The sequence below is a fragment of the Ruminococcus sp. 210702-SL.1.03 genome (assembly GCF_020559915.1).
Classification (GTDB): domain Bacteria; phylum Bacillota; class Clostridia; order Oscillospirales; family Ruminococcaceae; genus YE71.
In genome coordinates, this window is record NZ_JAJCLZ010000019.1 from 26,113 (window position 1) to 38,475 (window position 12,363).

The 12,363-nt window shown below is 48.0% G+C and carries 13 protein-coding genes and 2 tRNA genes; 11 read left to right on the forward strand and 4 right to left on the reverse strand.

Annotated features, from left to right (window positions below):
* The first annotated feature begins 65 nt into the window (after window positions 1-65).
* From LI114_RS09950 to LI114_RS09990, 9 genes are all read left to right on the forward strand, one after another.
* The gene (locus LI114_RS09950) at window positions 66-572 is read left to right on the forward strand and encodes an RNA polymerase sigma factor (RefSeq protein ID WP_227220542.1); all 507 of its coding nucleotides are present in this window, start codon (window positions 66-68) and stop codon (window positions 570-572) included.
* The gene (locus LI114_RS09955; protein ID WP_227220543.1) at window positions 565-1,635 is read left to right on the forward strand and encodes a hypothetical protein; all 1,071 of its coding nucleotides are present in this window, start codon (window positions 565-567) and stop codon (window positions 1,633-1,635) included. The genes LI114_RS09950 and LI114_RS09955 overlap by 8 nt, the downstream gene beginning before the upstream one ends.
* Window positions 1,636-1,793: 158 nt before the next feature.
* Window positions 1,794-2,303, forward strand: a complete 510-nt coding sequence (locus LI114_RS09960; protein ID WP_227220544.1) for a GtrA family protein — start codon at window positions 1,794-1,796, stop codon at window positions 2,301-2,303.
* Window positions 2,304-2,318: 15 nt separating this feature from the next.
* Window positions 2,319-3,884, forward strand: coding sequence for an NAD(P)/FAD-dependent oxidoreductase (locus tag LI114_RS09965; RefSeq protein ID WP_227220545.1), 1,566 nt, complete (start codon window positions 2,319-2,321; stop codon window positions 3,882-3,884).
* Entirely contained in the window at window positions 3,871-5,631 is a 1,761-nt protein-coding gene (locus tag LI114_RS09970) for an ArnT family glycosyltransferase (RefSeq protein WP_227220546.1), read from the forward strand. Before LI114_RS09965 ends, LI114_RS09970 begins: the two co-directional genes overlap by 14 nt.
* A 200-nt stretch (window positions 5,632-5,831) precedes the next feature.
* Window positions 5,832-7,361 (forward strand): alpha-amylase family glycosyl hydrolase, encoded by a 1,530-nt coding sequence (locus LI114_RS09975; RefSeq protein ID WP_227220547.1) that lies wholly within the window; start codon window positions 5,832-5,834, stop codon window positions 7,359-7,361.
* Window positions 7,362-7,481: 120 nt separating this feature from the next.
* Window positions 7,482-7,554, forward strand: a tRNA-Thr gene (locus LI114_RS09980).
* A gap of 127 nt (window positions 7,555-7,681) precedes the next feature.
* Entirely contained in the window at window positions 7,682-7,996 is a 315-nt protein-coding gene (gene trxA / locus LI114_RS09985) for a thioredoxin (RefSeq protein ID WP_227220548.1), read from the forward strand.
* 140 nt (window positions 7,997-8,136) lie between these two features.
* Window positions 8,137-8,229 (forward strand) — tRNA-Ser (locus LI114_RS09990).
* A 53-nt stretch (window positions 8,230-8,282) separates the two neighbouring features.
* On the opposite strand, the gene LI114_RS09995 is transcribed toward LI114_RS09990, so the two are convergent.
* From LI114_RS09995 to LI114_RS10010, 4 genes are all read right to left on the reverse strand, one after another.
* Window positions 8,283-9,434 carry a site-specific integrase gene (locus LI114_RS09995; protein ID WP_227220549.1) on the reverse strand — a complete coding sequence of 384 codons (1,152 nt, stop codon included), beginning with the start codon at window positions 9,432-9,434 and terminating at the stop codon, window positions 8,283-8,285.
* Between the two features lie 170 nt (window positions 9,435-9,604).
* The gene (locus tag LI114_RS10000) at window positions 9,605-9,769 is read right to left on the reverse strand and encodes a hypothetical protein (protein WP_227220550.1); all 165 of its coding nucleotides are present in this window, start codon (window positions 9,767-9,769) and stop codon (window positions 9,605-9,607) included.
* A gap of 13 nt (window positions 9,770-9,782) precedes the next feature.
* Window positions 9,783-10,871: a type I restriction endonuclease gene (locus tag LI114_RS10005; RefSeq protein ID WP_227220551.1), complete on the reverse strand. Its 1,089-nt coding sequence runs from the start codon at window positions 10,869-10,871 to the stop codon at window positions 9,783-9,785.
* Between the two features lie 105 nt (window positions 10,872-10,976).
* Window positions 10,977-11,627, reverse strand: coding sequence for a helix-turn-helix domain-containing protein (locus LI114_RS10010; RefSeq protein ID WP_227220552.1), 651 nt, complete (start codon window positions 11,625-11,627; stop codon window positions 10,977-10,979).
* 225 nt (window positions 11,628-11,852) lie between these two features.
* Between LI114_RS10010 and LI114_RS10015 the strand changes: the two genes are divergently transcribed.
* Both LI114_RS10015 and LI114_RS10020 read left to right on the forward strand, forming a co-directional pair.
* Window positions 11,853-12,083 (forward strand): helix-turn-helix domain-containing protein, encoded by a 231-nt coding sequence (locus LI114_RS10015; protein ID WP_022127212.1) that lies wholly within the window; start codon window positions 11,853-11,855, stop codon window positions 12,081-12,083.
* 24 nt (window positions 12,084-12,107) lie between these two features.
* Window positions 12,108-12,363, forward strand: a 256-nt coding sequence (locus LI114_RS10020) for a hypothetical protein (RefSeq protein ID WP_227220553.1), incomplete at its 3' end; no start/stop codon positions are given.

Consider the following 12,363-nt stretch of genomic DNA (forward strand, 5'->3'; position numbering starts at 1 on the left):
CAGAAAATTTGTCACAGTTTTGCCGTTTTTGCGGAATTATAATTGAGAGGAGTTGAAATGTCCTTATGCAAACGGCTGATTCCGGAATCGCTGAACTTGACATCTCTCAAATTATACAAAAATATCAGAATATGGTTTACGGCATTGCGCTTACCCAGCTTAAACATAGATCAGAGGCAGACGATGTTTTTCAAGACGTTTTTCTGACGTACCACAGGAAAAATCCGGCTTTTGAAAGTGAGGAGCATCGCAAGGCTTGGCTTATCAGAACGGCTGTTGTCATATGTAAAAGGTATAATCTAAGTCCTTGGCATACGCATACCGTATCGTTGGACAACACTGAAGAGGTCGGCGAGTTCACCTGCGATACTGAGGAGCAAAATAGGCTGTTGGATGCTTTGAGAGAGTTGAAGCCGCGCTACAAAATTCCGATATATTTGTATTATTTTGAGAATATGCCGGCTGAGCTTATTGCTCAAACTTTGGATATTAAGTATGATAATGTAAGAAAAAGGCTGTCGCGCGGCAGAAAGCTGCTAAAAGACAGACTGGAGCGTGATTATTTTGAATAATTTAATAAAAAACATTCACGATCAGATGAAGCCGCGCAAGCAGGTCACCGACGATCTGTTGAGGAAGATCGAGGAACAGCAGACAGAAGAGGTGCGAAAAAGCGGTCTGAGCAAATTATGGGTCGCACTGCCGACTACTGCTGCGGTCGCTGCTGTATGTGTTGGCATTTTTGTGAATCTTGGCGGCAGTAAATTGGAAACAGTTGGCGGCGGCACGGACGATTCTTCTGACAGAAACAAGCTGGCAGACACCGTTCTTTCTCAGATCGATGAGAACATTGGCACGCAGACCACTACTGCGACTTCAAAAGTGAAATCGCCGGACGAAAGCTCGAAGAGCGACAAGAAAGATCCCGATTCCATAGCAAAAACCAGCGTTTTGAGCGACAATGAGGTGGACAGCGAAGCGGTGCAGATCGACCTGACCGACGAGATCACGAGCGTGACTTTCACGATCGACAAGCTTTTTGACGATGGTCTGACGGCGGCAGATTCGCTTATCGAGTTTGATTCGGATTACAAAGCGGAAATTATAGACAATTCTGTAAGTATAGACTATGCTGGTCGGACGTATTACAACACGTTCACCACGCAAAATTCTTACGGCGACCTGCTCGCAGGCGGCACGGCGTGCATCAATGGTGAGGAAAACATCGCGATGTGGGTGTACGAAGCGGAGAGCGGCTCGGCGGACACGCGGCTGGCGGTTGACCTCGGCGACGGCGAGGGCATTGTTTTTGAGGCGGAGGCGCAAGAACCTGAGCACTATGCGACGGCGGCGCTGACCGCTTGGGACGAGCCGAGGAGCGTTACCCCGCCGACGGTCGAGATAAGTCAGCAGGATAAATCTGATATTTTGAGCCATCTAGGAACGATCGAATTTGGCGGAAAGAGCTACTATTCGAGCGGCGGAAGTGCTGCGGCAGAGAGCGGCGCGCAGGCGATAGGCAGCGGCACGATAACTGTGGACGGCGACATGGTTTACGAGGTCTACGTTTTGGCTGTCGGCGACGACATAGGAATAGATTTCGGCGATCACATTTTGTGTGTTTACACGGTTTGATGAAATAAAAAGAAAAATGTGCAGAACAAGGTAATGGCGCGGGCAGAAATGTCCGCGCTTTATTGTTAAAATGCATAAAATTTTGCGGAATCACTTGCAATTATACACGAAATATGCTATAATAAAACATGTGAAATTTAAGAAGGCGGGTTACGCGAATGGATATAAAGAAAGTTATTGCGGGCAAAACAGATAACACATTTATACAATTTTTCCGATATGTGTTTGTTGGCGGCGGCGCGACGGTCGTGCAATACCTCATTTTGATACTTCTGAAAGAGCTTTGCGGCATGAATGCCAACCTTGCGAACGCCTTCGGATTTGTCGGCGGACTGGTCACAAACTACATAATTTCAACTTACTGGGTTTTTGATAAAAAAGCGATAAAGAACAAAGCGGCTGAATTTACAGCGTTTGCGCTGATCGGCGTGGTCGGACTCGGCATAAACCAGGGGCTGATATGGATATTTGATAAACCTCTTGCAAACAGACATATCTTTGGCGGATTGATACCGTCTGATAAATATTACCTTGTCGGACAAGTGCTGGCAACGGGCGTGGCGTTTTTTTGGAATTTCTTTGCTAGAAAATACCTGCTCTATAATAAAGATGCCGACGAAACGACTAAAAATATTGCAACTGATGAAATGACAAAAATAAAAAATTGAAAGGAAGACTAGATCATGAAAAATGTAGTAATCATTGGCGGTGGTCCTGCGGGTCTGACTGCGGCGTATGAACTGCTTCGCGACGGCGGAAACGAACAGTTTAGGGTCACTGTACTGGAAGAAAGCAGCGTACTTGGCGGAATTTCTCAGACAGTACGCTACAACGGCAACCGTATGGACATCGGCGGACATCGCTTTTTCTCGAAAGACGACGAAATAATGAAGTGGTGGAGCGACCTCATGCCCATTCAAGGCAAGCCCGCGTTCGACGACAAGCTGCTTGGCAGGGAAAAGCCGCTGGAAAAGGGCGGTCCCGACCCAGAAAAGCAGGACGAGGTAATGCTCGTGCGCGACCGCGTTTCGCGAATCTACTACAATCACTGCTTCTTTGATTATCCGGTGACTATGAACTGGAATACGATCAAAAATATGGGCTTTTTGACGACAATGAAAGCTGGTTTCAGCTACCTCGGTTCGTGTGTCTACAAGCTGCCTGAAACAAATTTAGAGAACTTTTACATCAATCGCTTCGGAAAAGTGCTCTATTCGATGTTCTTTGAGGGTTACACCGAGAAGCTTTGGGGCAGACACCCGCGAGAGATCTCGGCGGATTGGGGCGCTCAGCGCGTAAAGGGGCTTTCGATAACTGCCATAATCAAGGATATGTTCTCAAAACTGGTTGGTAAGAAAAATAATGCCAATGCCGAGACCTCGCTGATCGAGCAGTACTGGTACCCGAAGTACGGTCCGGGTCAGCTCTGGGAGCTGGTCGGCAAAAAGGCGCAGGAAATGGGCGGCGAGATACTCTTCGATCACTCGGTTAGCCGCATAAACACCGAAAAAGGCTGCATTCGCTCGGTAGTTTGCCGCACGCCGCAGGGCGAAAAGACCATTGAGGGCGATATTTTTATTTCCTCGATGCCGATAAAAGACCTCATCGGCGGTATGCACGGCGTAAATGCTGAGAAAAATGCCAAAATACAGAAGATCGCAGCAGGCCTGCCGTACCGCGATTTCGTCACCGTTGGTCTGCTTGTCAACAAACTTGAGCTTAAAAACAAGACGAACAAGCGCACTCTCGGCAACATTGTTCCCGATTGCTGGATATATGTGCAGGATAAGGGCGTAAAACTTGGCAGAATACAAATATTCAACAACTGGTCGCCATATATGGTGAAGAACCCCGCCGAAACTGTTTGGATAGGACTGGAATATTTTTGCGCCGAGGGCGACGATTTTTGGAACATGAGCGACGCCGAGTGCATCGAATTTGCGAAAAAAGAACTAATCAAGATGGGCGTTATCAAGAAGGGTGCAGTGCTTGACGCGCATCGCGAACGCGTTAAAAAGGCATATCCTGCATATTTTGACACTTATAAGCACTTTGACAAAGTCGTTGACTACCTTAATGGCTTTGAAAATCTTTTCTGCGTTGGAAGAAATGGTCAGCATCGTTATAACAATATGGATCACTCAATGTTGACGTCTATCAATGCTGCAAAGGTAATCAAGTCAGGCTCTGCTGATAAATCTAATATTTGGAATGTAAACACCGAGAAGGAGTACCATGAGTCGAAGTGAGCGCTGGGGCATTTCCACTGCGAAAACCGACGCCTTTATAAAAGGTATCGCCGCGCACCCCTACGTCTGCGCGTTGCTGGTCTGCCTGCTGCTGAACCCGTTTTACCTCGGTGCGGCTGAAAATGTGCCGCCGAACGCGCTGTACATGGAGAGCTTCTGTGTGCTGCTGACTGTGCTGATCGGCATTTATATAATGTACAAACGCGGCAAAATTGGCAAAATACAGGCGTGCGTTTTTGGCTTGTCGGCGGCTTTTCTCGATTACGTCGGCGCGAAAAGGTTTTCACAGGCGACCGACAAGGGGCTTTGGATGCTCGTCGGCGGGATAGCGGTAGTTAGCGTGTTGTATGCGTGCGCAAATACCGATAAATTTCAACCGCAGCTCAACGCTCTGTTAATTTTCGCCATTGGCTTTTTGGTAAAGTTTCACTATGTTTTCAACACGTCCGTCTACACGCGGCAGAACGATGTCCACGTTTTCGGCGGCGACAGCGGCCACGCGGCGTACATGGAGTACCTCATCGCTCACCGCGCCCTGCCGAATTTCGACGTGCGTGAGGTCTGGCAGTTTTGCCACCCGCCGCTGCACCACATCATCTGCGCGCTTTGGATCGACATAAACGAAAATGTCCTCGGCGTCGGTCACAACCCTGCGCGCGAATCGCTGCAAACGCTCACGCTTTTCTACGCAATGTGTATCATGATTACGGCGTACAAACTGCTTCGCCGCTTTAAACTACAAAATATGGCGCTGTATGTTCCGCTGCTGATGATCTCGTTTCACCCCGCGTTCATTCTGATGTCGGGCGCGATTAACAATGACGTCCTCTCCGTAGCGTTCATGATGGGCGCTGTGCTCTGTACGCTTAACTGGTACGATAACCAAACATATGCAAATATTCTCAAAATCGCGCTTTGCGTCGGACTCGGCATGATGACGAAGCTTTCCGCCGCGATCGTAGCACCGGCCATTGCACTCGTATTTCTGGCAGTGTTTATCAAGAAAATACGCACCGACTGGCTTCACCTTATCGGACAATTCGCCGCTTTCGGCGTTGTCTGCGTGCCGCTGGGACTTTGGTTTGAGATACGCAATTACATTAAGTGGAAAGTGCCGATAACATATGTGCAGGAAATGCCAAATACGGTAATGCAGTACATTGGCGACCGGTCGTTCAAATCCCGCGTGACCGACTTCTCGGGCGAGCAGGTCAAGAGCGTTTTTGAGCAATGGCTCTGCTATGACGACAAGGGCGAGCTGACGGGCTACAACGAGTACAACCCGATCATAGCGCTCTTCAAAAACTCGCTGTTCAGCGAAAGCGTCAACGAAACGACCTTCGAGAACACGCCGTATATGCTCACGGCAGCGCGCGTATTTTTCTGGCTAGGCATAGCGCTGGCGGCGGTTTTCCTGCTGCTGATGCTGGTCATGCTCGTCAAAAAGTGCGAGATGAAGCCGGTCGAAAAAACGCTTTTCGGCTTTTTCTACATCTCGATGATCTTCAACTATTTCAAGATGTGCCATGATTACCCATTTACCTGCACGATGAACTTTCGCTACATAACGCCAACTGTGATAATAACTTCCATTTTCTGCGGACTTTTCATGAATATCCGCAAGAATAACGAGCACCCTTGCGCGGTCAAGGCGGTATCCGCCGTGCTGACGCTGCTGGTCGGCGCGTTCTGCGTGCTCAGTGTAATTACATACATTGCCATTTGCGCGCCTGTTATAACCGAATAAACCTGAGCAGCGCTTTGACGTTCACCGCCGAAACGCTGCTTTTATTTTACCGTATTCACAATTATTTTGCAAAGAAAACCCTGCAAACTGCTTGACAGATCCACCGAATTAGTGTATATTTAATGAAAAAATATACGTTTGCATCAGCAAATACGCATGACAAAAAACTAACAAAACTGTAATCGAAAGGAAGTATAATTATGCCAAAATGGCTCGATAATGCTGTATTTTATGAGATATACCCGCAGAGTTTTAAAGACTCCAACGCCGACGGCATTGGCGATTTTGAGGGCATCATCGAAAAGCTCGACTACATAAAGTCCATAGGCTGCAACGCGGTCTGGATCAACCCCTGCTTCGAGTCGCCCTTTATGGACGCGGGCTACGACGTCGCCGACTACATGAAAGCCGCGCCGCGCTACGGCACGAACGAGCAGCTTTTTGAGCTGTTCAAACAGGCGCACGCTCGTGGAATGCACGTCCTGCTTGATCTGGTGCCCGGCCACACCTCCATCGACCATGAGTGGTTCAAGCGCAGCTGTGAGCCGACGAAAAACGAATTTTCCGACCGCTACATCTGGACGAACACCATTTGGGAAGCGCCCGAGGGCTTGGGCAGTATCCGCGGCTGCTGCGACCGCGACGGCAGCTGCGCCGTAAATTTCTTCACCCACCAGCCCGCGCTCAACTACGGTTACGCCAACCGCACGCGCGGCTGGCAGCAGGCCCCCGAAGACCCAGCGCCGATGGCGACCCGCGAGGCGATGAAGGACGTAATGCGCTTTTGGCTCTCGAAAGGCTGCGACGGTTTCCGCGTTGACATGGCGGGCTCGCTCGTGAAAAATGACCCCGACGGCGCTGCTACTGTAAAGCTTTGGCAGGATTTCCGCGCGTTCCTCGACGCCGAATACCCCGAAGCCGCGATGATCTCCGAGTGGGGCGAGCCTGACAAATCGCTGCTTGGCGGCTTTCATATGGACTTTCTCCTGCACTTTGGCCCATCGCACTACAACGATCTTTTCCGCTGCGACGAACCATACTTCTCGCGCAGAGGCAAAGGCTCGGCGGACGAATTTGTTAAAAAATACATTGAGAACTATAAAAAGACAGACGGCAAGGGTCTGATCTGCATACCATCGGGCAACCACGATATGGACAGAATGCGCCGTTTTCTCGACCCGCACGAGATGAAAGTCGCGTTTGCTTTTCTCCTTTCAATGCCTGGAGCGCCATTTATTTACTATGGCGACGAGATCGGCATGAGGTACGTCGAGGGACTGACCTCGAAAGAGGGCGGCTTTGGCAGGACGGGTTCGCGCACGCCAATGCAGTGGAGCGCGGCGGCGAATGCGGGCTTTTCAGACGGCGCGGCGGAAAGCCTTTATCTGCCCATCGACCCCGCCGAAGACCGTCCGACCGCTGAGGGCGAGATGGCGGACGAAAACTCGCTGCTGAGCGAGGTGCGAAGGCTCATCAAGCTGCGCGGCGAGCACAAGGCGCTGCAAAGCAACGGCGCGATAGAGTTTGTGTCCTCGGGCTACCCGATGGTCTACAAGCGCACCGCCGAGGGCGAGCAGATAATGGTCATCATCAACCCCGCGGCGAAAAGTTTCGCACTGCCGCTCAAGATCAGCGGTGAAACGCTCTATTCCGTCGGCGGCGCGCCCGAGATCCGCACGGGAAATATAGTCGTAGCGCCCGAATCTGCCGCATTTATTTTGTTAAAGTAAAGTTCATATAACGTTTACAATAAAATTTGCAAAAACCCTTGACAAAACGTGAATCTTCGTGTATAATATATAACTGTGAGTTACCGATAACTTAAACGAGTTTAAACGAAAGATTCACTTGCTGATATGGCTCAGTCGGTAGAGCACATCCTTGGTAAGGATGAGGTCCCCGGTTCAAATCCGGGTATCAGCTCTTAAAAGAACGCGATGGTTTTTGCCATCGCTTTTTTTGTATATACGAGAGATTTTCGGAAATGATATTTTAAAGCAGCGCCACGCGACTATTGCGTGCGAATTGCCTAAAAAAGGAGGATATAAAAATGGACGAAATAGAGCTTTTTGCTGAGAATTTCCATGAAGAGGTCATAAACAGTGAGCTGCCCGTACTGGTAGATTTTTGGGCGCCTTGGTGCGGGCCTTGCCGCGCGGCAGCACCCGCCGTCGCCGAGCTTGCCGAAGAGTTGGCGGGCAGGGCGAAGGTATGCAAGGTAAACGTTGACGAAGCCCCCGAGCTCGCGAGCGAGTTTGAGGTCATGAATATCCCGACTTTCATGGTTTTCAAAGACGGCGAATGTGTCGGCAGGGAAGTCGGCTTCCGCGGAAAGAACTCGCTGACCGCGCTTCTCAGACTTTAAATTGTAAATAACTGTATAGATTTCCGCAGGGAAGCGAATTTTCTGCGGAAATTTTTATTTTTTCAAAAAAATTTGAAAAAAGGGGTTGACAAGCGCGATATTGTGTGATATAATATATATCGTCCGATGGACAGCGATATGGAGAAGTCGCCTAGCCCGGTTTATGGCGCACGACTGGAACTCGTGTATGGGTTAATAGCTCATCGAGGGTTCGAATCCCTCCTTCTCCGCCAATAGCACAAAACCCCCAGTAAATGCTGGGGGTTTTAGTTTTTATACACGATTTTTACACGATTTTATCTAGTATCTTTATAGCTCGTTCTTCTTCTCGTGGGTATAAGTGCGAGTATGTGTTCCAAGTCATTGATATGTCGGAGTGCCCCAGCCGCCTTGCGACCTCCTGAATGTTTATACCTTCGTTAGCCAATAGGGAAGCGTGGCTGTGGCGAAAGTCATGTATGCGGATACGCTTGACGCCTGCCATATCGGCAAATCTTTTGTTGTGCTTTTCCAGCGACGTATCGCGGATAGGACGCTCACCGCCGCAGATGTATTTTTCATCATTGAAGTTCGGAACAAAGCTCTTGCAGCGTTCATAATGCTCCGACAAGACCGCCTTCAAGGGCTGCGGTATCTGTATCGTTCTTATGCTCGACTTGTTCTTCGGCGGTGTGATACGGTCGCCGCCCTTGAGCTTCTGCGCAACGCTTTTGGTGATAGATATGTAATCGTCCTTGATGTCAGTCCACTGCAATGCGTATATCTCACCTTTTCGCATACCCATGTAAAATGCAATGTTGAAAAAAACATAATAATTCCAGTCATAGAGCGCGCCGTTCTCTTCGCCCTGCTGTGCATATGATCTCGCAGCTTGAATGTATCTGCGAAATTCGTCGGGCGTGTAAAACAGCATTTCCTTTTCGGGCTCAAGCGGAGCTTTGAAGTTGCCTGCGACAGCTACTGCGTTTTTGGGTAAATACTCCATTTTGACGGCGTAGTTCATCATCGCGCGAAACTCGCCGTATATGTTTTTCTTGGTCACAGTCGACAGCCCCTGCTCAGATAGCTCCTGCTTCCATTTCTGCACCATCGCGACAGACAGGGCGTCTATCCGCACGCTTTCAAATTTTGGGATAACGTTCTTCTTGAGTATCCTCGTTGTCTTATCGAGCGATGTTTCCCTCACCTCTGTGCGTTTGGCGGCGATGTAGTCCTCGAAAAGGGTTCCTATCGTCATTCTTGGCGCTATATCCCGTTGGCTTTGCTTGTGCATAAGCTGTATTTCCAGCGCCTTTGCGGCGTCCGAGCCGTATGCTATGCGGTCTATCTGATGCGGCTTGCCGAAGCTGTCGGTGTAGTTGATACGCACACGGTATTTTTGCAGCCCGTCTTTTTTGATGTTCTTTCCGTTCTTATCAGTCATTTTGTAGATCGGCATGATTTTTCCTCCTATTCCTTGACACTTCGCGCGAAGTGTGCTATAATAAAAGGGCAGAAAAAGCCCTTTGTGGTTACTGGGTTTTGTGTGCTTGCTCCTTACCGATGGCAGTCGGTAGGGGGCTTTTTATTATTTTCCCCTCTTGCATAGCGCAGGAGGGGAATTTTCATTTATTCGGCTTTGTGGTCGTTTTGGTCGTCCTTGCGGAGAAGATGTTCGCTGAGCGCTTTGAGCTGCTTGTCTACGCTCTCCATATACTGCTCTATCTTGACTATCATCAAAACAAGGATAAGCAGTATAACTATCAGGCATATGCCTATCACCATTCCGTCCATGCTGTGTGCCCCCTTAGTTTATAAATCTGCTGATAGAAACTGCAAGAGACTCTTTAAGACCCTCTATGTCATAAACATTCGCTATCGGATATTTGACTTCTTTTTTGTCTTTGTCGGGAATGATAAGGAACTTGTTAGAAGAATTAAAGTAGAATCTGCATATCCACTTTGTTGTCTTGCCTTTATAAAGTATCGCCATGTAACGCTCGTTGTCTTTATATGTTATATCATTCATGTCGGCAACGTCTTTGAGCAGGTTCTTGACGATAAAGAACGCTTCAAGCTCTTCCTCAGTAGTTACTATCTTGCTGACCTTTTCGGGAGAAGCCGGAGTTTCCGCAGCAGCTTGTGGGGCGGCATTTTCTGTCTGTTCAGTACTGTCGTGTAAGTCTTGGTTGCCTAAAGCTGCCTTTATTTTATCATTCATAAGCTCAGTGATGTAGTTATTAAGCGCCTTTTTAAGTATCGGCTTGAACCTATCTACTACGCTCTGCGTGCGTACGCCATCGTATGCTCTTGATAAAAACAGCTTTACAAAATCGTCAGTAGGATTTTGCAATTGAGCGGCAAAAACAGCTTTAAACTCGTTGGTATATTTAAGCTCAGAAGCGACATTGAAGATAGAGTCTACATCAAAATTTGACTTGCCGAATTTTTTAAGCTCCGCTACCTGCGTTTCCTTTATGTCTAGTATGTCTATCTCGAGAAACGGCTTTTCGTCCATCTTATTGCACTCGTCAAGGTCGGTATAAAACTTGTATATCCTGCCGTTAGTGAGTATAGCGAACTTAGCTTTAGATGTAGCAAAGTATCTGAATAGCTGGCTGTCATGTTTGCCGAGCGGTTCACCTATCCATTTACACTCTATAAGTATAACGGGTTCGCCGTTGTTAAGTATGGCGTAGTCTACCTTTTCGCCCTTCTTGATACCGACGTCGGCGGTAAACTCGGGCATAAACTCATCGGGGTTGAAAACGTCGTAGCCGAGCAGTGCGAAAAAAGGCATGATGATAGATGTTTTTGTAGCTTCCTCAGTAGGCAAACTGTCTTTAAGGCTGTCAACGCGCTTAGAAAACTGTTTGATCTGGTCTATAAAGTCCATAGAACTTCCTCCCTATGTTTGATTTATACAATATTATACATCATTTCGCACAATTTGTCAAGAAAATATATAAATAATTAGTATATTTTACATGGTTAAATTTTCTCACAGCGCGCTCATAAAGAACACAGCCTTGCCGAGAATGTGTATGTGGTTCAGCTCCTCGCCTATGTATACCAGCGGGTCGAACGCCGAGTTTTCGGGGTTGAGTATAAGCTTGTTCTGCTCGGGGTAGTAGTAAACGCGTTTGAGGGTGGCTTCGTCCTCGATTATGACGGCGGCGATGTCGCCGTTCTCGACCATCGGCATTTTCTTAATGAACACAAGGTCGCCGTCGTAAATGCGCGCGTTTATCATACTCTCGCCCTTAGCTTTTAGGCAAAAATCCGCCTTGATGTCGCTGTCAGCCATGACGTAAGTTTCCTTGTCCTCGTCCGCGTATATTGGCTCGCCGCAGGCTATCTCGCCCAGCATGGGGAACTTTTTGAGCGCAAGCGGCTTGATGTTGTCGAATCTGTCGAAGATGGTTTCTTCGTCGGCGGCTTCGCCCGAATTTATCTGCGGCGTCATGCCGAGCAGATAGTCTACTGAGCAGTTATAAAAATTAGCAAGCTGTAGAAGTACTTCTGAATTAGGTTCGCGCTCGTTTTTTTCGTATCCCACATATGTAGTATATGGAATGCCCAACTGCTGAGCAGCCTGCTTCATATTCAATTTTCTTTTTTGTCTTAGCTCTTTAAGTCTGTTGTCGAACATAGTGAACACCTCGTTCATTTTCTGTTGAGTAATATTATACACTATATGCGTAACATTGTCAAGCGTTTTATAGGCAGTGTTACGCATTTTGTATACTATAACCAAAAAAAGACTTTACTCTTTGTGCGTATTTTTACGCAAACGGGTATTGACAAATACGCAAAAAGCGTATATAATTGAAAACAGGAAATACGCAATTCGCGTATTGAAAGGAGGGTGAAAAGAATGACGGACAAGTACAAATATCCAAATATCGAAGCAGAGAGAGTACGCCACAATATGTCGCAGGACGATCTATCAAAGAAGCTCGGCACAGGCAGAAAGACGTATTATAATTGGCTCGACACGGGAAATATCCCCGTACCTGCGCTGATGTCGCTTGCCGAGATGTTTGACTGCTCGGTAGATTATCTGCTTGGAAAAACAAGAAACCCTGCCCCTTATCCAAAGGTGTGAGGGGAGATCAGGAGGTAAACCACAATGAAGAAATACAACTGTAATAACACGCTGGAATATGTGCACGAAGCAGCCCGTATGTGCAGAGCGTTCGATAAGTTCGATGACTGCGATGGCTGTCCGCTTGCTAAAAAGTCGTGCAGAATATTCGATATCACGTCCGAGCACATCAGACGTGTGCAGGCATGGTCGGACGCACACCCCGAAATCACGCTGACCGACAAGCAGGTCGAGATCTTTAAGGCGCTTGACTTGCTAGGGTTCAGATACATTGCAAAGG

Coding starts and splice junctions, on each gene's coding strand:
- LI114_RS09950 (WP_227220542.1), top strand. CDS start 66: ATGCAAACGGCTGATTCCGGAATCGCTGAACTTGACATCTCTCAAATT.
- LI114_RS09960 (WP_227220544.1), top strand. CDS start 1,794: ATGGATATAAAGAAAGTTATTGCGGGCAAAACAGATAACACATTTATA.
- LI114_RS09965 (WP_227220545.1), top strand. CDS start 2,319: ATGAAAAATGTAGTAATCATTGGCGGTGGTCCTGCGGGTCTGACTGCG.
- LI114_RS09970 (WP_227220546.1), top strand. CDS start 3,871: ATGAGTCGAAGTGAGCGCTGGGGCATTTCCACTGCGAAAACCGACGCC.
- LI114_RS09975 (WP_227220547.1), top strand. CDS start 5,832: ATGCCAAAATGGCTCGATAATGCTGTATTTTATGAGATATACCCGCAG.
- trxA (WP_227220548.1), top strand. CDS start 7,682: ATGGACGAAATAGAGCTTTTTGCTGAGAATTTCCATGAAGAGGTCATA.
- LI114_RS09995 (WP_227220549.1), bottom strand. CDS start 9,434: ATGCCGATCTACAAAATGACTGATAAGAACGGAAAGAACATCAAAAAA.
- LI114_RS10000 (WP_227220550.1), bottom strand. CDS start 9,769: ATGGACGGAATGGTGATAGGCATATGCCTGATAGTTATACTGCTTATC.
- LI114_RS10005 (WP_227220551.1), bottom strand. CDS start 10,871: ATGGACTTTATAGACCAGATCAAACAGTTTTCTAAGCGCGTTGACAGC.
- LI114_RS10010 (WP_227220552.1), bottom strand. CDS start 11,627: ATGTTCGACAACAGACTTAAAGAGCTAAGACAAAAAAGAAAATTGAAT.
- LI114_RS10015 (WP_022127212.1), top strand. CDS start 11,853: ATGACGGACAAGTACAAATATCCAAATATCGAAGCAGAGAGAGTACGC.